Origin of the sequence: Pseudomonas lundensis (assembly GCF_001042985.1) — a bacterium.
Classification (GTDB): Bacteria; Pseudomonadota; Gammaproteobacteria; order Pseudomonadales; family Pseudomonadaceae; genus Aquipseudomonas; species Aquipseudomonas lundensis.
This window is the reverse complement of the sequence record NZ_JYKY01000012.1, coordinates 124,603-148,083: the sequence shown is the minus strand read 5'-3', so window position 1 is coordinate 148,083 and position 23,481 is coordinate 124,603. Positions and strand designations below refer to the sequence as shown.

Annotated in this window: 21 protein-coding genes and 2 pseudogenes; 2 read left to right on the top strand and 21 right to left on the bottom strand. The window is 57.6% G+C overall.

Translation table 11 applies throughout. The features are described from left to right. Nucleotides 1-127: pseudogene (locus tag TU74_RS24150) on the top strand (IS5/IS1182 family transposase); the annotation flags it as partial. Nucleotides 128-195: 68 nt separating this feature from the next. Here TU74_RS24150 and TU74_RS12225 read toward each other — a convergent pair. The 7 genes from TU74_RS12225 to TU74_RS12195 form a co-directional block, all read right to left on the bottom strand. Continuing rightward, complete coding sequence (locus TU74_RS12225; protein ID WP_048376671.1) at nucleotides 196-1,023, bottom strand: peptidoglycan DD-metalloendopeptidase family protein; 828 nt, start codon at nucleotides 1,021-1,023, stop codon at nucleotides 196-198. Nucleotides 1,024-1,230: 207 nt separating this feature from the next. Further along, on the bottom strand, nucleotides 1,231-1,866 hold the full coding sequence (locus tag TU74_RS12220) for a protein-L-isoaspartate(D-aspartate) O-methyltransferase (protein ID WP_162199714.1): 636 nt from the start codon (nucleotides 1,864-1,866) through the stop codon (nucleotides 1,231-1,233). Between the two features lie 41 nt (nucleotides 1,867-1,907). Continuing rightward, nucleotides 1,908-2,657: a 5'/3'-nucleotidase SurE gene (gene surE / locus TU74_RS12215; protein WP_048376669.1), complete on the bottom strand. Its 750-nt coding sequence runs from the start codon at nucleotides 2,655-2,657 to the stop codon at nucleotides 1,908-1,910. Further along, on the bottom strand, nucleotides 2,645-3,703 hold the full coding sequence (gene truD / locus TU74_RS12210; RefSeq protein ID WP_047295106.1) for a tRNA pseudouridine(13) synthase TruD: 1,059 nt from the start codon (nucleotides 3,701-3,703) through the stop codon (nucleotides 2,645-2,647). Before truD ends, surE begins: the two co-directional genes overlap by 13 nt. Further along, nucleotides 3,700-4,173, bottom strand: coding sequence for a 2-C-methyl-D-erythritol 2,4-cyclodiphosphate synthase (ispF, locus tag TU74_RS12205; RefSeq protein WP_048376668.1), 474 nt, complete (start codon nucleotides 4,171-4,173; stop codon nucleotides 3,700-3,702). The genes truD and ispF overlap by 4 nt, the downstream gene beginning before the upstream one ends. A 62-nt stretch (nucleotides 4,174-4,235) precedes the next feature. Continuing rightward, complete coding sequence (gene fghA, locus TU74_RS12200) at nucleotides 4,236-5,081, bottom strand: S-formylglutathione hydrolase (RefSeq protein WP_048376666.1); 846 nt, start codon at nucleotides 5,079-5,081, stop codon at nucleotides 4,236-4,238. A gap of 50 nt (nucleotides 5,082-5,131) precedes the next feature. Next, a complete protein-coding gene (locus tag TU74_RS12195) occupies nucleotides 5,132-6,244 on the bottom strand; it encodes an S-(hydroxymethyl)glutathione dehydrogenase/class III alcohol dehydrogenase (protein WP_047277170.1) in 1,113 nt (370 codons plus the stop codon). Between the two features lie 108 nt (nucleotides 6,245-6,352). Between TU74_RS12195 and TU74_RS12190 the strand changes: the two genes are divergently transcribed. After that, entirely contained in the window at nucleotides 6,353-7,258 is a 906-nt protein-coding gene (locus TU74_RS12190; RefSeq protein ID WP_047277172.1) for a LysR family transcriptional regulator, read from the top strand. A gap of 117 nt (nucleotides 7,259-7,375) precedes the next feature. Here the strand turns inward: TU74_RS12190 and ispD are convergent, their stop codons facing one another. From ispD to TU74_RS12120, 14 genes and pseudogenes are all read right to left on the bottom strand, one after another. Then, nucleotides 7,376-8,080, bottom strand: a complete 705-nt coding sequence (gene ispD, locus TU74_RS12185) for a 2-C-methyl-D-erythritol 4-phosphate cytidylyltransferase (protein ID WP_047277174.1) — start codon at nucleotides 8,078-8,080, stop codon at nucleotides 7,376-7,378. Beyond that, nucleotides 8,077-8,355: a cell division protein FtsB gene (ftsB, locus tag TU74_RS12180; RefSeq protein WP_047277176.1), complete on the bottom strand. Its 279-nt coding sequence runs from the start codon at nucleotides 8,353-8,355 to the stop codon at nucleotides 8,077-8,079. The genes ispD and ftsB overlap by 4 nt, the downstream gene beginning before the upstream one ends. A gap of 168 nt (nucleotides 8,356-8,523) precedes the next feature. Next, nucleotides 8,524-9,813, bottom strand: coding sequence for a phosphopyruvate hydratase (eno, locus tag TU74_RS12175; RefSeq protein ID WP_047277178.1), 1,290 nt, complete (start codon nucleotides 9,811-9,813; stop codon nucleotides 8,524-8,526). A gap of 153 nt (nucleotides 9,814-9,966) precedes the next feature. Beyond that, nucleotides 9,967-10,812, bottom strand: a complete 846-nt coding sequence (gene kdsA / locus TU74_RS12170; protein ID WP_047277180.1) for a 3-deoxy-8-phosphooctulonate synthase — start codon at nucleotides 10,810-10,812, stop codon at nucleotides 9,967-9,969. A gap of 5 nt (nucleotides 10,813-10,817) precedes the next feature. Further along, complete coding sequence (locus TU74_RS12165; RefSeq protein WP_047277182.1) at nucleotides 10,818-12,449, bottom strand: CTP synthase; 1,632 nt, start codon at nucleotides 12,447-12,449, stop codon at nucleotides 10,818-10,820. A 272-nt stretch (nucleotides 12,450-12,721) separates the two neighbouring features. Then, the gene (gene tilS, locus TU74_RS12160) at nucleotides 12,722-14,038 is read right to left on the bottom strand and encodes a tRNA lysidine(34) synthetase TilS (RefSeq protein WP_048376664.1); all 1,317 of its coding nucleotides are present in this window, start codon (nucleotides 14,036-14,038) and stop codon (nucleotides 12,722-12,724) included. Between the two features lie 57 nt (nucleotides 14,039-14,095). Continuing rightward, nucleotides 14,096-15,043, bottom strand: a complete 948-nt coding sequence (locus TU74_RS12155; RefSeq protein ID WP_047277186.1) for an acetyl-CoA carboxylase carboxyltransferase subunit alpha — start codon at nucleotides 15,041-15,043, stop codon at nucleotides 14,096-14,098. A 184-nt stretch (nucleotides 15,044-15,227) separates the two neighbouring features. Continuing rightward, nucleotides 15,228-18,749 carry a DNA polymerase III subunit alpha gene (dnaE, locus tag TU74_RS12150; protein WP_048376662.1) on the bottom strand — a complete coding sequence of 1,174 codons (3,522 nt, stop codon included), beginning with the start codon at nucleotides 18,747-18,749 and terminating at the stop codon, nucleotides 15,228-15,230. A 78-nt stretch (nucleotides 18,750-18,827) separates the two neighbouring features. Next, on the bottom strand, nucleotides 18,828-19,445 hold the full coding sequence (rnhB, locus tag TU74_RS12145) for a ribonuclease HII (RefSeq protein WP_047278259.1): 618 nt from the start codon (nucleotides 19,443-19,445) through the stop codon (nucleotides 18,828-18,830). 11 nt (nucleotides 19,446-19,456) lie between these two features. Next, the gene (gene lpxB, locus TU74_RS12140; protein ID WP_048376660.1) at nucleotides 19,457-20,587 is read right to left on the bottom strand and encodes a lipid-A-disaccharide synthase; all 1,131 of its coding nucleotides are present in this window, start codon (nucleotides 20,585-20,587) and stop codon (nucleotides 19,457-19,459) included. Between the two features lie 2 nt (nucleotides 20,588-20,589). Then, on the bottom strand, nucleotides 20,590-21,366 hold the full coding sequence (lpxA, locus tag TU74_RS12135; RefSeq protein ID WP_047278261.1) for an acyl-ACP--UDP-N-acetylglucosamine O-acyltransferase: 777 nt from the start codon (nucleotides 21,364-21,366) through the stop codon (nucleotides 20,590-20,592). Further along, on the bottom strand, nucleotides 21,363-21,803 hold the full coding sequence (gene fabZ / locus TU74_RS12130; RefSeq protein ID WP_047277196.1) for a 3-hydroxyacyl-ACP dehydratase FabZ: 441 nt from the start codon (nucleotides 21,801-21,803) through the stop codon (nucleotides 21,363-21,365). The genes lpxA and fabZ overlap by 4 nt, the downstream gene beginning before the upstream one ends. Nucleotides 21,804-21,912: 109 nt before the next feature. Beyond that, nucleotides 21,913-22,967: pseudogene (lpxD, locus tag TU74_RS12125) on the bottom strand (UDP-3-O-(3-hydroxymyristoyl)glucosamine N-acyltransferase). A gap of 2 nt (nucleotides 22,968-22,969) precedes the next feature. Beyond that, entirely contained in the window at nucleotides 22,970-23,473 is a 504-nt protein-coding gene (locus TU74_RS12120) for an OmpH/Skp family outer membrane protein (RefSeq protein ID WP_016781988.1), read from the bottom strand. Nucleotides 23,474-23,481 lie beyond the last annotated feature (8 nt).

The following is a 23,481-nucleotide window of genomic DNA, read 5'->3' as shown; positions in this document are numbered from 1 at the left end:
TGGCTGGCTGAAGGAGAACCGTCGCATCGTGACGCGCTTCGACAAGCTCGCAACAAGTTTTGCGGCGATGGTCTCATTGGCCTGCGCTATGCGGTGCTTGCGACAATACTTTACGTACAGAGCCTAGCCTCGCCTGATCCTTGGCAATGCTGGAGCCCATTCCTTTACTACATCAAGGAACGGGCTGGTAACTGATCAACGGCGTGGAAGAAATTGCAGTGGATCTACAGGTTTACCTTGGCGGCGAATTTCAAAGTGAAGTTTCACCCGGTCTGTACCAGTTGACCCCATTTCGGCAATTGTCTGTCCAACCTTGACCTGCTGCCCCTCCCGAACCAAGAGCCTGCGGTTGTGACCGTAGGCACTGACGTAGGTATCGCTGTGTTTGATGATGACTAATTCGCCGTAGCCCCTCAATCCACTCCCGGCGTACACCACTGAGCCATCCGACGCAGCTAAAACAGGCTGTCCCAAATCCCCGGCGATATCAATACCTTTATTCAAACTACCGTTTGAAGAGAATTTACCGATCAAAATACCGTTTGCAGGCCAGCCCCAGCCTTTGGGAGCGGGTCCGGCAGGCAATGGTGCCGGGGCAACTGCAGTCTTCGTTGCGGTGGCTTGACGCTTGATGACCGTTGTTTTACTGCCCGATGAAGATGACGTGACAGTACTGGTGGCGACGGCTGTCGGACGGGCGCCGGCTCTTCCGTCAAAGCGGATGGTCTGCCCCGGAACGATCGTGAATGGCGCCCCAATATTGTTACGGGCCGCCAGCGCCTTCCAGTCCCATCCGTAGCGAAACGCAATGGAAAACAGCGTGTCGCCACGCCGGACAACGTATTGCCCGGTGGTCACGGCCGGGCGCTGGGCCACACCATTACGGTCGACAACACGCACGCCATTTTTGGGCGAACTGGAACAGGCCGCCAGCAAGGCAAGCGTGGCACTCAGAAGTAAACCGACCACCAGTCTGTGATAGCTATTGGTTCTCATACGCTGCGCAATGACTGTGAGACTCACCCGCCGCTCCCTTTGATGGTGGCTAAATATTAGATGGCCAGTACCGGCCGAAATGTGGCGCAAGTATAACTGGCAACGCAGCTATTACAGACAGTAAAGCCGATGCTTAAACACGCCGTTTAAAGCACGTGTGAGGCTAAACAGAGCCTTGGCGTCGGGCTATAGGACCCCCGCCCGCCCCTATAATTCAGCGCAGATGAATGAGGGTCAGGCCAACGGGCCATTCAAAAGCGGTACAAAACGCACATTACCGATCACGCGACGCGCAAAACCATGCTCCTCGCGCACGATTAACATCAGTTGCTGCACTTCGCCCGCCCCCACCGGAATCACCAGGCGCCCACCCGGTGCCAACTGATCCAGCAAGGCCTGGGGCACATCCGTAGCGACTGCTGTCACGATAATGCCGTTATAGGGCGCCAGCGCTGGCCAGCCTTCCCAGCCATCGCCCCAGCGAAACACCACATTGCGCAAGTTGAGCGCCTGCAAGCGCTCTTTGGCCCGATCCTGAAGCACCTTGATGCGCTCGACCGAGAAGATGCGCTCAACCAGCTGCGACAGCACGGCGGTTTGATAACCGGAGCCGGTGCCGATTTCCATGACCTTGTCCAACGGGCCGTCTTCGAGTAGCAGCTCGCTCATGCGCGCCACCATATAAGGCTGGGAAATCGTCTGATTGTTGCCAATCGGCAAGGCGGTGTCTTCGTAAGCCCGGTGCGCCAGCGCTTCGTCTACAAACAGGTGACGCGGGGTGCGACGAATAACCTCAAGCACGTTTTGATTGACGATGCCTTCGTCAACCAGGCGCTGAATCAGCCGCTCACGAGTACGCTCGGAAGTCATGCCAATACCGCGATGCATCAGGCCACTCTGTTCACGCCCCATCACCCCAAGCCCTCAAGCCAACCATCGAGACATTTGAATGCCTCGCCAAACGTGCGATCAAGCTGCAATGGCGTGATCGACACATAACCCTGCATGACCGCATGAAAGTCCGTTCCCGGCCCACCATCTTCCACATCGCCCGCGGCGGCAATCCAGTAACCCGCCTTGCCGCGCGGGTCGACCACCTGCACCGGCGCCGCAGCACGCGCCCGGTGCCCCAGGCGCGTGAGCTGGATGCCGCGAATCTTGTCCAACGGCAAGTTGGGAATATTCACGTTAAGCACGGTACGCGGCGGCAGGTCCAACTGGTCATGGGCTTGCACCAGCTTGCGAGCGAAGTAAGCCGCCGTCGGCAAGTTATCGAGCTGACGCGACACAAACGAAAATGCGAATGACGGCCGTTGCAGAAACCGGCCTTCCAGTGCGGCAGCAACGGTTCCCGAATACAGCACATCATCGCCCAGGTTAGCCCCAAGGTTTATCCCGGAAACCACCATGTCGGGTTGCGGGTCCAGCAGGCCGTGAATGCCTAAATGAACGCAGTCGGTCGGCGTGCCATTAATGCTGACAAAACCATTGGCCAAGGTATGCGGGTGCAGCGGGCGATCGAGCGTCAGCGAGCTGCTGGCCCCGCTTTTGTCCTGCTCGGGCGCAATCACCACACACTCGGCATAATCGGCCAGTGCCGCGTGAAGCGCTGCAAGGCCCGGGGCACTTACCCCATCATCGTTAGAAATCAGAATACGCATAGGCTGTCCGTTTGACCCAACGGCACCAGATCAACAAGTTCGCGCACCAGAACAGTGGCGAAGCATCCGGCCGGCAGTACAAATTCCAGTTGCAGAATGTCAGGCTCTGGATAATGCCACGTCAACCGGCCAATGGGCAGCCGCAGAATGCGTCGTTCGTGACTCATGCCCGCACGGACCAGCCAATCGCGCAGATCAGCTTCACGCTCGGCGATCGACTGTTCCAGTTCATGGGGCGCGCCCTGGGCAGGAGAATCCCCTTCGCCCCACTGCGGCCCGGTCGGGTGCACATCCAGAATGGCCAGGCGCGGATCGCTGCATTCTGCCTCACCGGCCGGGAAGAAACTCCGGCTATCGGTAAAGGCCAGAAGGTCGCCCACCTGAGCTTTCTGCCAAGTGCCGTCTGCTACACGGGCCGCCAACACCTGATTGAACAGGTAGCTGCGGGCCGTCGACAGCAGCCGTGACCGTACATTGCGCTGTTCAGGCAACGCCTTGCGGGCAGCGTAATCACGCGCCTCCCCAAGATTGCCACCCTGCCAGCCAAAACGCTGGGTGCCGAAATAGTTGGGAATACCCTGACGGGCAATCAGCTCCAGACGTTGCTGCAACGCGTCCTTGTCGCCCGCCAATTGAGTCAGGCGCAACGTGAAGCCGTTGGCCGCGTGGGCTCCGCGCTGCAACTTGCGCTTGTGACGCGACGTCTTGAGGATGGTCAGCGTGTCATTTTCAGCCGAAGACAGGTCCGGATCAGCCTTGCCCGGCAACTGAACGCTAAACCACTGGCGGGTCAGCGCCTGACGATCCTTAAGCCCGGCATAACTGACTGTACGCAGTGGCACACCGGCGGCCTTGGCAATCCGGCGCGCGGCCTCTTCGGTGTTCAGACCACGCTTTTCCACCCACAGCCATAGATGCTCGCCATCCCCGGACAGGGGAATATCCAGGACTTCATCGACCTGAAAATCGTCAGCGGTAGCCTTGAGCACCGCCGTACCCAATGCGTCGCCATACGCGCGCGGGCCCAACAGATCAAATTCGTTCATGCGCGAACCAACAACGCGATCGAATGCACGGCAATGCCTTCCTCACGGCCGACAAAGCCCAGCTTTTCGGTGGTGGTGGCTTTTACGTTTACCTGGTCCAAATCAACCTCTAGATCCGCGGCAATCTGCGCGCGCATCGTTTCGATATGCGGTGCCATTTTGGGCGCCTGAGCAATGATGGTGTTGTCGACATTGCCGACCTTCCAGCTTTTGGCGTGGATCAGGCCAACCACATGACGCAGCAGGACTCGGCTGTCAGCGCCCTTGAAGGTAGGGTCGGTATCAGGAAAGTGCTTGCCGATGTCGCCCAGCGCAGCAGCCCCCAGCAACGCATCACTGAGTGCGTGCAACAACACGTCGCCATCAGAGTGAGCCAAAAGGCCGAATTTATGTGGGATTCGCACACCGCCCAAGGTAATAAAGTCGCCCTCAGCAAAACAGTGCACATCATAGCCGTGGCCAATACGCATAAAAAAACGCCCCGATTAAGTCAGGGCGTGATTCTACCTACTTTGACCTGCCTTGGGCGCTATTAGGCACCCAGTGCAGTGGCGTGATGACGCAAGTGATCATCAATGAAGCTGGCGATAAAGAAATAGCTATGGTCATAGCCAGGCTGCATACGCAATGTCAGCGGGTAATCGGCCAGTTCAGCCGCCTTTTGCAGCACATCAGGCTTGAGCTGGACAGCCAAGAAGTCATCCCGATCGCCCTGATCAACCAACAGCGGCAACTTTTCACGCGCCTGTGCCAACAGTGCGCTGGCATCCCACTCACGCCAGCGCGAACGTTCTTCGCCCAGATAATGAGAAAACGCCTTCTGCCCCCAAGGACAATCCATCGGATTGCTGATCGGTGCAAACGCCGAAACGGACTGATAACGCCCCGGATTACGCAATACGCACACCAGTGCGCCGTGGCCGCCCATCGAATGGCCGCTGATGCCCCGTCGCTGGGAAGCCGGAAAATGCGCTTCAACCAACGCGGGCAATTCGTTCACCACGTAATCGTGCATCTGATAGTGCTGTGCCCATGGCGGCTGTGTGGCATTCAGATAAAACCCCGCTCCCAGCCCGAAGTCCCAGGCCCCGTCGGGGTCATCCGGTACGCCGTCGCCACGGGGGCTGGTGTCGGGCGCCACAATGATCAAGCCCAGCTCAGCGGCCAGTTTCATGGCCCCTGCCTTGTGCATGAAGTTCTCATCGGTACACGTCAGCCCCGACAACCAGTACAGCACCGGCAAAGTGGCGCCCTGCTCGGCTTGTGGCGGCAAATACACGGCAAACACCATGTCACAACCGAGCACCTGAGACCGATGCCGGTAGCGCTTGTGCCAGCCGCCGAAGCTCTTCTGGCAGGCTATATTTTCCAGTGTCATGGACAACTCCAGGCCGCCAGCCCCGTTTGCGCGAGGCTGGCCGCTGCCGATTAGAAATGGATGACAGTACGGATGCTTTTACCTTCATGCATCAGATCGAATGCCTTATTGATATCTTCCAGACCCATGGTGTGGGTAATGAAGGTATCCAGCGGGATTTCACCGCTTTGCGCCATGTCGACATAGCTCGGCAATTCTGTACGGCCGCGCACGCCACCAAAGGCAGAACCACGCCAGACGCGACCGGTCACCAGCTGGAACGGACGGGTCGAGATTTCTTGCCCGGCGCCTGCTACGCCAATGATCACCGACTCGCCCCAGCCCTTGTGGCAGCATTCCAGTGCCGCACGCATCAACTGCACATTGCCGATGCATTCGAAAGAGAAGTCCACGCCGCCGTCTGTCATATCCACAATGACGTCCTGAATCGGACGGTCAAAGTCTTTCGGGTTGACGCACTCCGTGGCGCCCAGTTGCTTGGCGATTTCAAACTTGGCCGGGTTGATATCAATCGCAATAATCCGCGAAGCCTTGGCTTTCACAGCACCAATGACGGCTGACAAACCAATCCCTCCCAGACCGAAAATGGCGACGGTATCGCCTGGTTTGACCTTGGCGGTGTTAAGCACGGCGCCGATGCCCGTGGTCACGCCGCAACCCAGCAGGCAGACTTTTTCCAGCGGAGCATCCTTGGAAATTTTGGCCACTGAAATTTCTGGCAACACGGTGTACTCAGAAAATGTAGACGTTCCCATGTAGTGAAAAATGGGCTGACCTTTGTAGGAGAAGCGCGTAGTGCCATCGGGCATCAAGCCTTTGCCCTGAGTCGAGCGAATCGCCTGACACAGGTTGGTCTTGCCCGACAGGCAGAACTTACATTGACGACATTCCGGGGTGTACAGCGGAATAACGTGATCGCCTACCGCTACCGAGGTAACGCCCTCACCGATCGCTTCAACGATTGCGCCGCCTTCATGGCCCAGAATCGACGGGAAAATACCTTCCGGGTCTGCACCCGACAGCGTATACGCATCGGTGTGGCAAACGCCCGACGCCACCACCCGCACCAGCACTTCACCTGCCTTGGGCATGGCAACATCCACTTCCACGATTTCCAGCGGCTTTTTGGCCTCGAAGGCTACGGCAGCACGTGACTTGATCATCGATCGTCTCCAGCAAAGTAAAAACAAGACATGGAGTGTAAATCAGCGCTGGCTGATTAATAATCCAGCCAAAAGCAAAACATTATTGCCAGGCAGGGACAATCCTCCATGAACGAGAACCGCTGGGAAGGTATAGACGAATTTGTTGCCGTCGCAGAGTGCGGTCAATTCACGGCGGCCGCCGAACGACTCGGGGTGTCGTCTTCCCATATCAGCCGTCAGGTGGCACGGCTAGAGGAGCGCTTGCAGACGCGATTGTTTTACCGCAGCACCCGGCGCGTGACACTGACCGAAGCCGGGCAGACGTTCCTGCAACATTGCCAGCGTTTGCAGGATGGACGCGAAGAAGCGTTACGTGCGATAGGCGACCTGGCCAGCGAACCCAAAGGGCTGCTGCGCATGACGTGCGCTGTCGCTTATGGCGAACGCTTTATCGTGCCGCTGGTCACGCGATTTATGGCTTTGTACCCGCAGTTACGGGTGGACATTGAACTGAGTAACCGCCCGCTGGACCTGGTGCACGAAAGCCTGGACCTGGCCATCCGGCTCGGCCGGTTGCAGGACTCACGCCTGGTAGCCACTCGCCTGGCCCCACGGCGCATGTACCTGTGCGGCTCCCCTTCCTACCTGGAACGTTACGGACGCCCACACAGTGTGTCGGAACTGGGCCGGCATAATTGTTTGATTGGCAGCTCGGACCTCTGGCAGTTGCAACAAGACGGCAGGGAATTTTCGCAGCGCGTACAAGGCAACTGGCGTTGTAACAGTGGGCAGGCGGTGCTGGATGCGGCGCTGTTTGGCGTAGGGTTGTGTCAATTGCCCGACTACTACGTGCTTGAGCATTTAAAAACCGGCGCGCTGGTGTCCTTGCTGGAACCGCATCAACCCCCCAACACGGCCGTCTGGGCCCTTTACCCACAACAGCGGCACTTATCACCCAAAGTCAGACAGTTGGTCGATTATCTGAAAGCAGCACTGGCCACACGCGAAGAGTACTCAACCGCCCAGCAGTGAGTTCACTTGCGCACGGGGTTGAGCGCCTTTGGGGAGGTAAACGGATCGACGTTTGCCATGCAATGGATTGCAGCCTTAATGCCGCGGCCGCATCGGCCTACGCAGGATGCTCCGGTGTTAGCGGTTAACCCACCGTAATCGCAGCCACTCAAGGTCTTCAGGGCGCGTCACCTTGATGTTGTCGGAACGACCTTCGATCAAGCGCGGCGACAAGCCTGCCCACTCCATGGCTGAAGACTCATCAGTGATGTTGGCATCCGCGACCAGGCTATCGGCCAGCGCACGATGCAGTGCGCCGAGACGAAACATCTGCGGCGTATAGGCCTGCCATATGCATTGACGATCAACGGTTTCGACTACGCGGCCCTGCTTATCGACCCGCTTCAAGGTGTCGCGCGCTGGCACCGCGAGCAAGCCGCCCACCGGGTCATCCGACAACTCACCGAGCAGTTTATCCAGATCCTCTCGGGCCAGATTGGGCCGCGCTGCATCGTGCACCAGCACCCAGTCATCGTCACTGGCCCCCAACGCATGTAAATGCAACAGCGCGTTGAGCACCGAATCTGCACGCTCACGACCGCCATCCACCCGCACCACACGCGGATCAACCGCACAAGGTAGCGTCGGCCAGAAAGGATCGTCGCAGGCGACACTGACCACCAGCCCCAGAAGACCGGGGTGATCGAGAAAACAGCCAAGGCTGTGTTCGAGAATACTGCGTCCGCCCAGCTGCAAGTACTGCTTGGGACGGTCCGCGGCCATTCGGGCACCCACGCCCGCGGCAGGAATCACGGCCCAAAAGGCCGGCGAGGAACGGTTCATTGGGCCAACTGATAGAGGGTTTCACCCTCCTTGACCATGCCCAATTCATGGCGAGCCCGCTCTTCAACGGTCTCCATGCCTTTTTTCAACTCTGACACTTCCGCATCCAGCACGCGGTTGCGCTCAAGCAAGATTTCGTTTTCAGCACGCTGATCGGCGATTTGCTGAGTCAGGTCGGTAACCTGCGCCAAACTGCCATTCCCCACCCACAGGCGATACTGTAGGCCAGCCAGCAGCAAGAGCAAGATAAGGAACAACCAATTGGGACTGCGCATCGAATATCAGGTATCCAGTGAAAAGACAGCCATGCCGACAAACCTAAACCACGAATAGTACAAAGCCTGGACGAACCAGGCTTGTACGTGTAGCCACCAGATTAGTGTCAAACCCCTCGCGCTGGCGAGTGTTACGACACAATCTGCTGTCTTTTTATCACTTACCGCTTAGCCGCGAAACTCGCCACGACCGTTGTACTTGGCTTTCGCCCCCAACTGCTCTTCGATACGCAGCAGTTGGTTGTACTTGGAAACACGGTCGGAACGGCACAGGGAGCCGGTTTTGATCTGGCCAGCCGACGTGCCCACGGCCAGGTCGGCAATGGTGGAATCTTCAGTTTCACCGGAACGGTGCGAGATCACTGCCGTGTAACCAGCCGCCTTGGCCATCTGGATGGCTTCCAGGGTTTCGGTCAGGGTGCCGATCTGGTTGAACTTGATCAGGATCGAGTTGGCGATCTTTTTATCGATGCCTTCTTTCAGGATCTTGGTGTTGGTCACGAACAGATCGTCACCGACCAGCTGTACTTTCTCACCGATTTTATCGGTCAGGATTTTCCAGCCATCCCAGTCAGACTCGTCCAGACCGTCTTCGATGGAGATGATCGGGTAACGCTGAGTCAGACCTTTGAGGTATTCAGCGAAGCCTTCGGAGTTGAAGACTTGACCTTCGCCCGACAGGTTGTACTTGCCGTCTTCGTAGAACTCGCTGGCCGCGCAGTCCAGTGCCAGGGTCACGTCAGTGCCCAAGGTGTAGCCGGCGTTGGCAATGGCTTCGGAGATCACTTTCAGTGCATCTTCGTTGGACGCCAGATTCGGTGCGAAACCACCTTCGTCACCCACGGCGGTGTTCAGACCACGGGCCTTAAGCACGGCTTTGAGGTGATGAAAGATTTCGGTGCCCATGCGCAACGCATCGGAGAAAGTCTTGGCGCCGACTGGCTGAACCATGAACTCTTGAATGTCGACGTTGTTATCGGCGTGCTCACCACCGTTGATGATGTTCATCATCGGAACCGGCATCGAGTAAACACCCGGTGTGCCGTTCAGGTTGGCAATGTGCGCGTACAGCGGCAGGTCCTGGTCCTGTGCGGCGGCCTTGGCGGCAGCCAGCGACACGGCGAGGATAGCGTTGGCACCCAGCGAGCCTTTGTTTTCGGTACCGTCCAGCGCGATCATCGCGTGGTCGAGCGCCTTTTGATCAACCGGGTCTTTACCCAGCAGCAAATCACGAATAGGGCCGTTAATGTTGGCAACGGCTTTGAGCACGCCTTTGCCCAGGTAACGGCTCTTGTCGCCATCACGCAGCTCCAATGCCTCACGGGAACCGGTAGAAGCACCGGACGGCGCGCATGCGCTGCCGATGATGCCGTTGTCGAGAAGCACGTCCGCTTCCACAGTGGGATTGCCACGGGAGTCGAGAACTTCACGACCTTTGATGTCGACGATTTTTGCCATTGTTGTAAATACTCCAAAGTTGACGAAAACGACGCAGCTGAGGGAAATCTGGTCACCGTCGGCAAGGGTCGAATAACAGGCAGCCTTGCGGACGATAAGGCTCGGGCCCTGAGGCCCGAGAAATCGTGCGGTACTTTACCGGAGAATCGAGGGTTAAGCGGTTTCTATTGTCGGAAAACTCTTAACCAACTCATCCAGAGACTTCAGTTGAGCCAGGAAAGGCTCAAGCTTGTCCAGGCGCAAGGCGCAAGGGCCGTCGCACTTGGCGTTGTCAGGATCCGGATGTGCTTCAAGGAACAGGCCAGCCAGGCCTTGACTGATACCGGCCTTGGCCAGGTCAGTCACTTGGGCGCGGCGACCGCCGGCAGAATCGGCACGACCACCGGGCATTTGCAGCGCGTGGGTCACGTCGAAGAAAACCGGGTACTCAAATTGCTTCATGATGCCGAAGCCCAGCATGTCGACCACAAGGTTGTTGTAGCCGAAGCTGGAACCACGCTCACAGAGGATCAACTGATCGTTGCCCGCTTCTTCGCATTTGCTCAGGATGTGTTTCATTTCCTGGGGCGCGAGAAACTGGGCTTTTTTGATGTTGATCACGGCGCCGGTCTTGGCCATGGCCACGACCAGGTCAGTCTGACGCGACAAGAAAGCCGGCAACTGGATGATGTCGCACACCTCGGCGACCACGGCCGCTTGCGCAGGCTCGTGGACGTCGGTGATCAGCGGCACACCAAATGCTTGCTTGATGTCCTGGAAAATCCGCATGCCCTCTTCCAGGCCTGGGCCACGGTAAGAGCTGACAGATGAGCGGTTGGCCTTGTCGAAGCTGGCCTTGAACACGTAAGGAATACCGAGCTTTTCAGTAACACGGACGTACTCTTCGCACACCTGCATGGCCATATCACGGCTTTCCAGCACGTTCATGCCACCGAACAAGACCATAGGCTTGTCGTTGGCAATTTCGATATTGCCTACGCGAATAATCTTTTGCGCCATGCTGATTACGCCTTCTTCTCGTGTTGCGCCAATGCTGCTTTGACGAAACCGCTGAACAGTGGGTGGCCGTCACGGGGTGTGGAGGTGAATTCCGGGTGGAACTGGCACGCCACGAACCATGGATGATCCGGCGCTTCTACCACTTCTACCAACGCACCGTCGCCGGAACGACCGGTGACTTTCAGGCCGGCTTCGATCAGTTGAGGCAGCAGGTTGTTGTTCACTTCGTAACGGTGACGGTGACGTTCGACAATCACGTCCTTGGCATAGCAATCATGCACCTTGGAACCGGCTGCAAGCTGGCAATCCTGCGCACCCAGACGCATGGTGCCGCCCAGATCCGACGTTTCGGTACGGGTTTCGACTGCACCGGTGGCGTCTTCCCACTCAGTGATCAAACCCACCACCGGGTGGCCGCTGCTGCGATCGAATTCGGTGGAGTTGGCGTCTTTCCAGCCCAATACGTTACGTGCGAACTCGATCACTGCCACTTGCATGCCCAGGCAGATACCCAGGTAAGGCACCTTGTTCTCGCGAGCATATTGAACGGCAGTGATTTTGCCCTCTACGCCGCGCAGACCAAAGCCGCCCGGTACGAGGATGGCATCACAGCCTTCCAGCAGTTCAGTGCCTTTGTTCTCGATGTCTTCGGAGTCGATATACCGCAGGTTGACCTTGGTACGGTTGGAAATACCGGCGTGGCTCATCGCTTCGATCAGCGACTTGTACGCGTCCAGCAGTTCCATGTACTTGCCGACCATCGCGATGGTGACTTCGTGTTCAGGATTGAGCTTGGCATCCACGACCTTGTCCCACTCGGACAGGTCAGCGGTGTTGCACTGCAAGCCAAAACGCTCGACAACAAAGTCATCCAGACCCTGAGCGTGCAGCATGCCCGGGATCTTGTAGATGGTGTCAGCGTCTTCCAGCGAAATCACGGCGCGCTCTTCAACGTTGGTGAACAACGCGATCTTGCGACGCGAAGATACATCCACGTGGTGGTCGGAGCGGCAGATCAGCACGTCCGGCTGCAGGCCGATGGAGCGCAATTCTTTAACCGAGTGTTGGGTCGGTTTGGTTTTCGTCTCGCCAGCGGTGGCGATATACGGAACCAGAGTCAGGTGCATCAGCATGGCGCGCTTGGCGCCCACTTCGATGCGCAACTGACGGATAGCTTCGAGGAACGGTTGCGACTCAATGTCACCCACAGTGCCGCCAATCTCAACCATCGCTACGTCGGCATCGCCGGCGCCCTTGATGATTCGACGCTTGATTTCGTCAGTGATGTGCGGAATTACCTGGATGGTTGCCCCCAGGTAATCACCACGGCGCTCCTTGCGCAGAACGTGTTCGTAGACACGGCCCGTGGTGAAGTTGTTGTTCTGGGTCATCGTCGTGCGGATGAACCGCTCGTAGTGACCCAAGTCCAGGTCGGTCTCGGCGCCGTCGTGTGTGACGAACACTTCACCGTGCTGGAACGGGCTCATGGTGCCCGGATCAACGTTGATGTAGGGGTCCAGCTTCAGCATGGTGACCTTAAGTCCCCGCGCCTCCAGGATGGCTGCCAATGAAGCCGAGGCAATGCCTTTCCCCAATGAAGAAACAACACCGCCCGTGACGAAGATGTAGCGCGTCATGAAAAACCCTAGAAGTCTGCGTTAAAGCGGTCAGAGCCGCCGGGGAAAGCGAAGGAAGGCCGAAGCCCCCAATCACCAGCATTAGTCACAGTGCACCTTTCGAAAAACTGCTGCGTTGAAACAGACCAATGGCAACCATCGGTTCGATACAAGCCACACATTTTTTTAAAATCGCCCAGCAAAGACTGCTTGGTAATCGGCAACTTCTGTAATTCCGGTGAATCTACAGAAGCTGTATCAAGAAGGGAGCGTAGTCTACCGGAAAGCCCCTTTCAGCTCAAACCTTGATCGCTTGAAGTTGGCAGCCACTTCAATTGCCAGTGTCCATTGGGGTCAGCGTCCAGTCCCTCGAGGTTTGCCACAGCCAATAAGCGCTCATTTTGGTACAGAAGCGGCAATCTGCCACGGGCAAACGGCGGCACCCCGCGCTCATTGAGCAAGCGTTTGAGGTCACGGTGACCGCGTCCTGCCAGCGACATGACTTCTGCGCCTTGACGATAGCGCACCTGCAAGGCGCCCTCGGGCACCTCGCCCTCTATGCGTAACAGCCCGTTCCCGGGCAATGACACGGGTAGAGCTGGCTCATCCCAGGTGATCGGCGCAGTCGGCTGGCGCAGCCATTGTCCCGACAGCCACCAGATCCGTCCGCCCGCTCGATGCACCTCGCCATCCGCCAGACGCCATACAGGCCGTGCATCGACGCCGGCATCACGCAACGCCTCCCAACCGGCCCAATGCGCGGTATCAGGCAATCGTGTAAGACCGGCCAGCCACTGGCGCAAAGCGTTGCGCTGACGGGCAGCCGACAGACGGTCGAGAGGTTCAAGCTGCAGAGAGGGCAAACCCAGCCAGGCAAAAGGTGCCTCGGCCGCGGCAAGTGCCAGATCCTGCTCAGCGAGCTCATTCAGCAAACCTTGCGCTTGAGCACAATGATCAGCCGCGCGCGACAGCGTTGTGGTCACCTGCGGCCAACGCCGTGACAACACCGGCATCACTTCATGACGCAAGTAATTACGGGAAAAACCGCTGTATTCATTGGACGGATCTTCAACCCAGTGCAGACCATGGGCGTGCGCGTAAGCCTCAAGATCGGCACGCGAAATATCCAGCAACGGGCGCCCAACTACCCCGCGGCCCAATCTGCGCTCACGCGGCATGCCGGACAGCCCGTTGACACCGGCCCCGCGCAACAACCGGAACAACACGGTTTCGGCCTGATCATCGCGATGCTGCCCCGTAAAGAGCACCTCCTGCGGCTGCAGGATGGCCTCGAACGCCTCATAGCGCGCTTCCCGTGCTGCCCGCTCGACACTTGCACCGGCGGACACTTGCACGCGCACCACCGTGAGCGGCACGCCCAGGGCATCACACAGCAACTGACAATGAGCCGGCCACGTATCCGCTATAGCCTGTAGACCATGGTGAATATGGAGGGCAGTCAGCGGGGGGAGTGCATGGGTTGGGCGAAGGTGAGCCAGAAGGTGCAGCAGGACAGTCGAGTCAAGACCGCCGGAAAGGGCAATGCGCCAGGCCGGGGCATTGCGCCACGGCTTGAGCGCTTCGAGCAACTGGATTGTCAGGTTGGACATTGCACAATCCTGCAGGGGCGAACGGGTTCACCCCTGCGTCTGTCGGTCTCGCCTTGATTACAGACCGTAACTCATCAAACGGTCATAACGACGCTGCAACAACGTTTCGTTGTCCAGCTTCTTCAACATGTCCAACTGCGAAATCAGCTCTGCGCGAATCGTGGCAGAAGCGGCTGCAGGGTCGCGATGTGCGCCACCCAATGGCTCGCCGATAACTTTATCAACGATGCCCAGGCCTTTGAGACGCTCAGCGGTAATGCCCATCGCCTCGGCGGCATCCGGCGCTTTTTCAGCGGTTTTCCACAGAATTGACGCGCACCCTTCAGGCGAAATCACGGCATAAGTGGAGTACTGCAGCATGTTCAATTGATCGCACACCCCAATTGCCAACGCACCGCCCGAACCACCTTCACCAATAACCGTGGAGATGATCGGGGTCTTCAGGCGCGCCATGACTCGCAGGTTCCAGGCAATCGCTTCGCTCTGGTTGCGCTCTTCAGCATCGATGCCCGGGTAGGCGCCCGGCGTGTCGATAAAGGTCAGGATCGGCATTTTGAAACGCTCTGCCATTTCCATCAAACGGCATGCCTTGCGGTAGCCTTCAGGGCGCGGCATGCCGAAGTTGCGGCGAACTTTCTCACGCACTTCGCGGCCTTTCTGATGACCAATCACCATCACGGGCTGATCGTCCAGACGCGCGATACCGCCCACAATGGCGGCATCGTCGGAGAAGTGACGGTCGCCGTGAAGTTCATCAAACTCAGTGAAGATGTGGTCGATGTAATCCAGCGTGTAAGGACGACGCGGATGACGGGCCAGGCGGGCGATCTGCCAGCTGGTCAGCTTGCCGAAAATATCTTCAGTCAGCGTTTTGCTTTTGTCTTGCAGGCGAGAGATTTCATCGCTGATGTTCAGCGAATTGTCATTACCGACCAGGCGCAACTCTTCGATTTTGGCTTGCAGGTCAGCAATCGGCTGTTCGAAATCAAGAAAATTCGGGTTCATAAGCATCCGTCTTGGGTCGGCGGCAAAGCATGCCAGCAGGCAGAAAGCCCAGTATTGACTGGCACTTTCGAGCCGACTGGGGCAGCCGGTTGATCTGTATCGCGCCTACCTTAAGGGACAGGCGCTCTCAGGTCGAGATTAAAAATTCAGGTCGAGATCAGGACGCGGGTCACGCCCCTGACCGTCAACGGTATTGGAGGAAGACGTTGTCTCGCCCAAACTGGTCACGCAAGGCTTGAATCAAGCTGTCTGCAGGATCGATTCTCCAGTTCTCGCCAAACTGCAACAGGGTCTTCGCATCCCCGCCGGTGTACTCCATGGTGATCGGGCAGGCGCCGCGATGCTTCTTCAGCACGTCGCCCAATTGCCGCAACTGATCACCCTTGAGCGCCGCGTGATGGACCCTCAGGCGCAAACTCTCGGCCAGACTGGTACGCGCATCCTCCATACTCATGACCCGCTTGACCCGCAGGCGCAAGCCGCCGGAAAAGTCATCATTACTGACCTCCCCTTCCACCACCACCATGGCATCGGTCTGCAACAGCGACTGGGCTGAATGGAACGCTTCGGCAAACAATGAGGCTTCAATCCGGCCGGAACGGTCATCCAGCGTGATGAACCCCATCTTGTCGCCTTTTTTGTTCTTCATCACCCGCAGGGCGATGATCATGCCGGCGACAGTCTGCGTATCGCGGGCAGGCTTCAGATCGATAATGCGCTGCCGGGCGAAACGGCGAATTTCGCTTTCATACTCGTCGATCGGGTGGCCGGTCAGGTACAGGCCCAAGGTGTCTTTCTCGCCCTTGAGGCGTTCCTTGAGAGTCAGCTCCTTGGCCTTGCGATGGTTGGCATACACATCGGCGTCTTCTTCGACAAACACGCCGCCGAACAGGTCGTCGTGGCCGCTGTCGTGGGTGCGCGCCGTTTGTTCGGCCGCCTTGATTGCCTCTTCCAGCGCCGCCAGCAAAATCGCACGGTTCTGATCAATGCTCGCCTGATAGGCTTTTGGCTCGTCATGGAAGCAAGGCCCCAGACGGTCCAGCGCGCCGCTGCGGATCAAACCGTCAAGGGTGCGTTTGTTGATGCGCTTGAGATCAACCCGCGCGCAGAAATCGAACAGGTCCTTGAACGACCCATCCTGACGCGCTTCGGTAATCGCCTCCACCGGCCCCTCACCCACGCCCTTGATCGCGCCAAGCCCGTAAATGATTCGACCTTCGTCGTTCACCGTGAACTTGTACTCGGAGGCATTCACGTCCGGCGCGTCGAGACGCAGCTTCATCGTGCGCACTTCTTCGATCAAGGTCACGACCTTGTCGGTGTTGTGCATATCCGCCGACAGCACGGCCGCCATGAACGGCGCCGGGTAATGGGCTTTCAGCCACGCGGTTTGATAGGAAACCAGCCCGTAGGCCGCCGAGTGAGATTTGTTGAAACCATAACCGGCGAATTTTTCTACCAGGTCGAAAATGTTACCGGCAAGGTCAGGGTCGATGTTGTTGTTGGCACAGCCTTCAATGAAACCGCCACGCTGCTTGGCCATTTCTTCAGGTTTTTTCTTACCCATGGCTCGACGCAGCATGTCCGCGCCGCCGAGGGTGTAACCCGCCATCACCTGCGCAATCTGCATCACCTGTTCCTGATACAGAATGATGCCGTAGGTCGGGGCCAGAACCGGCTTCAGGCCTTCGTACTGATAATCCGAATGCGGATAAGCAAGCTCGGCACGCCCGTGCTTACGGTTGATGAAGTCGTCCACCATGCCCGATTGCAGCGGCCCCGGACGGAACAGGGCCACCAGTGCGATCAGGTCTTCCAGACAGTCAGGCTTGAGCTTTTTGATCAGCTCTTTCATGCCTCGCGACTCAAGCTGGAACACCGCCGTCGTCTCGGCTTTTTGCAGCAACTGGTAGGTCGGTTTGTCATCCAGCGGGATAAACGCAATATCCAGCGGCGGCTCGTCGACCTTGGCGCGGTCGCGGTTGATGGTTTTCAGCGCCCAGTCAATGATGGTCAGCGTGCGCAAGCCGAGGAAGTCGAACTTCACCAGCCCTGCGGCTTCAACGTCGTCCTTGTCGAACTGGGTGACCAGACCGTCACCTTCTTCATCGCAATAGATCGGCGAAAAGTCCGTCAGTTTGGTCGGCGCAATCACCACACCACCGGCGTGTTTACCGACGTTACGCACGATGCCTTCGAGCTTGCGTGCCATCTCCCAGATTTCGGCGGCTTCTTCATCCACTTTGATGAAGTCACGCAAGATCTCTTCCTGCTCGTAGGCCTTTTCCAGCGTCATGCCGACTTCAAACGGAATCATCTTCGACAAACGATCCGCCAGGCCGTAAGACTTACCCTGCACACGGGCCACGTCGCGAATAACCGCCTTGGCCGCCATCGAACCGAAGGTAATGATCTGACTGACAGCGTTGCGGCCGTATTTATCTGCCACATATTCAATGACCCGGTCACGACCATCCATGCAGAAGTCGACGTCGAAGTCGGGCATCGATACCCGTTCCGGGTTAAGGAATCGCTCGAACAGCAGGTCATATTCCAGCGGATCGAGGTCGGTAATTTTCTGCACATAGGCCACCAGAGAACCGGCACCCGACCCTCGGCCAGGCCCTACCGGCACGCCGTTGCTCTTGGCCCACTGGATGAAGTCCATCACGATCAGGAAGTAACCGGGGAATCCCATCTGGATAATGATGTCCAGTTCGAAATTCAGCCGGTCGACGTAGACCTGCCGTTTGGCGTCGTAATCTTCGGTGGTGTCCTTGGGCAGCAGAACGCTGAGGCGCTCTTCAAGGCCATCAAACGAGACTTTGCGGAAATATTCGTCGATGGTCATGCCATCGGGAATCGGGAAGTTAGGCAAAAAGTGTTTGCCCAACTTCACTTCGATATTGCAACGCTTGGCAATTTCGACGGTATTTTCGAGCGCTTCCGGCAAATCGCTGAACAGCTCAGCCATTTCTTCGGCGCTTTTAAGATACTGCTGGTCGCTGTAGTTCTTGGAGCGGCGCGGATCATCAAGCGCTCGGCCCTCGCCAATGCAAACGCGGGTCTCGTGGGCTTCGAAATCCTGCTGTTTGAGGAAGCGCACATCGTTGGTGGCCACCAGCGGCGCACCGATTTTGTCGGCCAGCGCTACGGCAGCGTGCAGATGTTCTTCATCGTTGGGACGCTGGGTGCGCTGGACTTCCAGGTAAAAGCGGTCCGGGAACACCTCCATCCATTCGCGGGCCAGCGCCTCGGCTTCCTCGGTGTTACCACTGATCAGCGCGACTCCGATCTCGCCTTCTTTGGCGGCCGACAACATGATCAGACCATCGGCGGCTTCGGCGACCCATTCACGCTCGATGATGACCTGGCCATTGCGCTGCCCGTCAATAAACCCTCGTGAAATCAGCTCCGTCAGGTTGCGATAACCCACGCCGTTCATCGCCAGCAGGCTGATGCGGCTCAACGGGTTTTCCGGGTCTTTATTGGACAGCCACAGATCCGCGCCACTGATCGGCTTGATGCCGCCACCCATGGCGGCTTTATAAAATTTGACCAACGAACACATGTTATTCTGATCGGTCACCGCCACGGCAGGCATGTTCATGCCCGCCAGGGTTTTGATCAGCGGTTTGATCCGCACCAGGCCATCGACCAGGGAATATTCAGTGTGCAGGCGCAGGTGAACGAATGAAGCCGGCATGGTGATCCTGTCTATTAGCTTTGGGAAACAACAAGGCCCGGATTGTACCGGGCCTTGGCAAAAACATCAGCCTTGGGGCTAAACCTCGGTCAAGCCTTCACGGGCTTCGTAGGCACGGCGCACCGGCCCGAAGGACCGGCGATGAATTGGCGTAGGACCAAGACGCTCAAGGGCTTCAAGGTGTACCGCCGTCGGGTAGCCTTTATGCCCGCCAATACCGTAACCCGGGTATTGCAACTCGAAGGCTGCCATTTCACGGTCACGGCTGACCTTGGCCAGGATCGATGCCGCCGCAATGGCTGGCACCTTGCTGTCACCCTTGACCACGGCTTCGGCCGGCATGGCCAATGTGGGGCAGCGATTGCCGTCGATCATGGCCAGTTTCGGGGTGATGCTCAACCCTTCTACAGCGCGCTGCATGGCCAACAGGGTGGCATGCAGGATATTCAGCTCGTCGATCTCTTCGACTTCAGCCCGGGCAATGCACCAGCTCAAGGCCTTTTCGCAAATTTCGTCATACAGCTTTTCGCGACGCGCCTCAGTCAGTTTTTTTGAGTCATTAAGACCGGCGATCGGCCGGGCCGGGTCCAGAATCACTGCTGCTGTGACCACTGCGCCGCACAACGGGCCGCGACCCACTTCGTCCACACCGGCCACAAGGTCTTCGACCAGATTGAAGTCCAATCCGATTTGCATAGTCACTTTACTCATTTGGAGGGTGCAATCAGCTCAAGCACCGCTTTGGCGGCCTGATTGGAAGCGTCGAGACGCAACGTACGATGAATTTCGTCGAAACCCCGGGTTTGCTCCTGGCCATTGTCCAGCAGTGGCAACAGGGTCTTGGCCAATGCCTCGGGGGTGGCGGCATCTTGCAGCAACTCGGGCACCAGCATCCGCTGGGCCAGCAAGTTGGGCAAAGACACGTAAGGGCTTTTTACCAGACGCTTGAGAATCCAGAACGTAACCCGCGACAGGCGATACGCCACCACCATCGGCCGCTTGTACAGCAACGCCTCAAGCGTGGCGGTGCCCGAGGCGATCAACACCGCGTCACAGGCAGCCAAGGCCAGGTGCGAACGCCCGTCGAGCAAGGTCAAGGGCAAGTCCCGCTCAGCCAGCAACTGTTCGATTTGCACCCGGCGCGCAGCATTGGCACAAGGCAATACAAAACGTGTGTCGGGCCGGGCTTCGCGGATTTTTAGGGCAGCGTCCAGGAACAGCCCACCCAATTTGCCCACTTCCCCGCCACGACTTCCCGGCATCAAGGCGACCAACGGGCCGTCAGGCAACCCCAGTTCGGCACGGGCAGCGGCTTTATCGGCCTCAAGGGGAATAGTGTCCGCCAGCGTATGGCCAACAAACCGCACCGGCACGCCATGCTCTTCGTAGAATTTGGCTTCAAACGGCAGCAACGTGAGCATCAAGTCGCAACCTTCGCGAATTTTCAGCACGCGTTTCTGCCGCCACGCCCACACGGACGGGCTGACGTAATGCACGGTCTTGATGCCAGCACGCCGTAACTGAAGCTCGATATTGAGGGTGAAATCAGGCGCATCGATGCCGATAAATACATCAGGTTTTTCGGCAATGAGGGTCTGGATCAGCGCTTTGCGGCGTTTGAGCAACTCGCGCAAACGGCCAAGTACCTCAACCAGCCCCATGACCGACAGACGCTCCATCGGGAAGTAAGAGCGCATGCCCTGCGCTTCCATCAGCGGGCCTCCCACACCGATAAACTCAATATCGGGGTGCTGAGCCTTGAGCGCTCGCATCAGGCCTGAACCCAGGATGTCGCCAGAGGCCTCACCCGCCACCAGCGCAATACGCAACCTGGCCATGATCAGCGGGTAATGCCGCGGGTCGATGAACGAATCGACTCCACAAACAGTGCGACTTCCGGGAACTGCGCAGAGGGCTCAGCCAGTTCGGCGAGCGCTTGTTCAACCGTCAGCCCCTGGCGGTAAACCACCTTGTAGGCCCGACGCAAGGCGTGAATCGCATCTTCACTAAAACCACGACGGCGCATGCCCTCGAAATTCATGCTACGGGCTTCGGCTGGGCTGCCAAACACCGTGACAAAGGCCGGAACGTCCTTGCCAATCGCTGTACCCATGCCTGAAAAGCTGTGAGCACCGATATGACAGAACTGATGCACCAGCGTGAAACCCGACAGGATCGCCCAGTCCCCCATGTGCACATGGCCTGCCAGCGCGGCGTTGTTGACCAGAATGCAATGGTTGCCGATTACGCTGTCATGCCCGATGTGGGCGTACGCCATAATCAGGTTGTGATCACCCAGGGTCGTCTCGGCACGGTCCTGAACCGTGCCGCGATGAATGGTCACACCTTCGCGAATCACATTGTGATCACCGATCACCAGGCGTGTCTCTTCGCCTTTGTACTTCAGATCGGGCGTATCTTCACCGACTGATGAGAACTGGTAGATACGATTGTGCTTACCGATTTTGGTTGGGCCTTTAAGAATGACATGCGGCCCAATCACTGTTCCCTCGCCGATTTCCACACCTGCGCCGACGATCGACCAAGGGCCGACCACGACGTCGTCGGCCAGAATGGCCGTCGGATCGATGATTGCGCGAGGGTCAATCAAACTCATAGTTTGCGTTCCGCACAGATAATTTCAGCCGAGCATACCGGCTTGCCATCAACCGTTGCCTGGCACTCGAACTTCCAGATCGAACGCTTGCAGCTCAGGAACTTGGCTTCCAGGATCAATTGATCGCCCGGCAACACGGGCTGACGGAAACGCAGTTTGTCGGAACCGACGAAGTAATACAGCGTCCCGTCTGCAGGTTTCACGTCCAGCATCTTGAAACCCAGAATGCCCGCAGCTTGCGCCATGGCTTCGATGATCAACACGCCGGGCATGATCGGGTGCGCCGGAAAGTGACCGTTGAAGAACGGTTCGTTGATGCTGACATTCTTGTAAGCACGAATGCGCTTGTTCTCGACATCCAGATCCACCACTCGATCCACCAGCAGGAAAGGGTAACGGTGAGGCAGATATTCGCGAATCTCGTTGATGTCCATCATTTCGTGGGGAAGCCTGTAATAAAGATTGGGCGCGCGCTACGAAGGCACGCTCCTCTAGCAAATCAAGAACGCAGACCCTTGGCCCTGCGCGCTTGATATGGAAATAGTATTAGCTTTCAGATGAAGCGATACCGTCAGGGGTCACTTCTCGACGCGTTTTTCCAGTTGTTTCAATCGTCGCGCGATGTCGTCCAGCTGGCGAATACGTGCCGCACTCTTGCGCCATTCAGCCGCTGGCTGCATGGCTGTTCCGGAAGAGTAAGCACCCGGCTCGGTAATGGAGTGAGTCACCATGGTCATCCCGGTGAGGAAAACGTTGTCGCAGATCTCAATATGCCCCACCAAACCGACACCACCGGCCAACATGCAGTGCTTGCCGATTTTAGTGCTTCCTGAAATCCCGACACACGCGGCCATCGCCGTATGGTCACCGACCTGCACGTTGTGCGCGATCTGAATCTGGTTATCGAGTTTGACCCCATTGCCAATAACCGTATCTGCCAGGGCACCACGGTCGATGGCAGTGTTCACACCGATCTCGACATCATCACCAATGGTCACGCCGCCGATCTGGGCAATTTTTTGCCAGACACCCTTCTCGTTGGCGAAACCGAAACCTTCGCCTCCCAGCACGGCGCCCGACTGAATCACGACACGCTTACCGATGCGAACATCGTGATAAAGCGTCACGCGCGGCGCCAACCAGCCACCCTCACCGATTTCACAGCGAGCACCGATAAAGCAATGAGGCCCGACGGTCACGCCAGCCGCAATGCGCGCACCGCTTTCAATCACTGCAAAGGCGCCGATGCTGGCCGCAGGATCTACCCTCGCATCCGCCGCAATCACGGCTGAAGGATGCACACCGGCAACCGCCTTGGGCTTGGGGTCAAACAGATGGGAAATACGGGCGTATGCCAGGTAAGGATCCGGCACCACCAAAGCATCACCGGCATAGTCTTCAGCGTCGGCTGACTTGAGCAAAACGGCTCCAGCCTGACAATCGACCAAGAACTTTCGGTACTGCGGGTTGGCCAGAAAGCTCAACTGAGATGGGCCAGCCTCTTGTAAAGTGGCTAGCCCAGTGATTTCTTTCTCCGCGCTGCCACGCAAGGTGGCACCGAGGAACTCGGCCAATTGGCCGAGTTTTATAGTCGCAGTCATAATTACTTCAGCTGATTCATGCGCTCAATGACTTGGCGAGTGATGTCGTATTGAGGTTTGACATCGATCACTGCACCACGCTCGAACACCAGGTCATAGGCGCCTTTCTTGATGACTTCTTCAACAGCGCTGTCCAGTTTTGGCTTCAGCTGTTTCAGCATTTCACGGTCAGCAACGGCTTTGGCTTCGTTCAGTTCCTTGGACTGGAACTGGAAATCGCGGGCCTTTTGCTTGAATTCAAGCTCCAGACGCTCACGCTCGCCTTGCTGCATTTTGTCGCCGCCTTTGACCAGACGATCCTGAATCCCTTTGGCACTGCTTTCCAGGGACTTCAGTTTGGTCAGTTGCGGACCGAATTTCTTCTCGGCATCTACGGCGTAACGCTTGGCAGCGTCAGATTCCAGCAGCGCCATCTGATAGTTCAGAACGGCAATTTTCATGTCGGCAAACGCCGGACCTGCTACCAGAACCGAAGCCAGGAGAACCAATTGAGTCAACTTACGCACGATGCACT

Bases quoted from the DNA above. Each gene is read 5' to 3' on its own strand.
- fabZ (WP_047277196.1), bottom strand. From the start codon at position 21,803: ATGATGGACATCAACGAGATTCGCGAATATCTGCCTCACCGTTACCCT.
- kdsA (WP_047277180.1), bottom strand. From the start codon at position 10,812: ATGGCGCAAAAGATTATTCGCGTAGGCAATATCGAAATTGCCAACGAC.
- TU74_RS12195 (WP_047277170.1), bottom strand. From the start codon at position 6,244: ATGATCAAGTCACGTGCTGCCGTAGCCTTCGAGGCCAAAAAGCCGCTG.
- rnhB (WP_047278259.1), bottom strand. From the start codon at position 19,445: ATGCAAATCGGATTGGACTTCAATCTGGTCGAAGACCTTGTGGCCGGT.
- TU74_RS12220 (WP_162199714.1), bottom strand. From the start codon at position 1,866: ATGACTTCCGAGCGTACTCGTGAGCGGCTGATTCAGCGCCTGGTTGAC.
- fghA (WP_048376666.1), bottom strand. From the start codon at position 5,081: ATGACACTGGAAAATATAGCCTGCCAGAAGAGCTTCGGCGGCTGGCAC.
- tilS (WP_048376664.1), bottom strand. From the start codon at position 14,038: ATGTCCAACCTGACAATCCAGTTGCTCGAAGCGCTCAAGCCGTGGCGC.
- truD (WP_047295106.1), bottom strand. From the start codon at position 3,703: ATGAACGAATTTGATCTGTTGGGCCCGCGCGCGTATGGCGACGCATTG.
- TU74_RS12155 (WP_047277186.1), bottom strand. From the start codon at position 15,043: ATGAACCCGAATTTTCTTGATTTCGAACAGCCGATTGCTGACCTGCAA.
- surE (WP_048376669.1), bottom strand. From the start codon at position 2,657: ATGCGTATTCTGATTTCTAACGATGATGGGGTAAGTGCCCCGGGCCTT.
- dnaE (WP_048376662.1), bottom strand. From the start codon at position 18,749: ATGCCGGCTTCATTCGTTCACCTGCGCCTGCACACTGAATATTCCCTG.
- lpxA (WP_047278261.1), bottom strand. From the start codon at position 21,366: ATGAGTTTGATTGACCCTCGCGCAATCATCGATCCGACGGCCATTCTG.
- ispD (WP_047277174.1), bottom strand. From the start codon at position 8,080: ATGAACCGTTCCTCGCCGGCCTTTTGGGCCGTGATTCCTGCCGCGGGC.
- ispF (WP_048376668.1), bottom strand. From the start codon at position 4,173: ATGCGTATTGGCCACGGCTATGATGTGCACTGTTTTGCTGAGGGCGAC.
- TU74_RS12190 (WP_047277172.1), top strand. From the start codon at position 6,353: ATGAACGAGAACCGCTGGGAAGGTATAGACGAATTTGTTGCCGTCGCA.
- eno (WP_047277178.1), bottom strand. From the start codon at position 9,813: ATGGCAAAAATCGTCGACATCAAAGGTCGTGAAGTTCTCGACTCCCGT.
- ftsB (WP_047277176.1), bottom strand. From the start codon at position 8,355: ATGCGCAGTCCCAATTGGTTGTTCCTTATCTTGCTCTTGCTGCTGGCT.
- TU74_RS12165 (WP_047277182.1), bottom strand. From the start codon at position 12,449: ATGACGCGCTACATCTTCGTCACGGGCGGTGTTGTTTCTTCATTGGGG.
- lpxB (WP_048376660.1), bottom strand. From the start codon at position 20,587: ATGGCCAGGTTGCGTATTGCGCTGGTGGCGGGTGAGGCCTCTGGCGAC.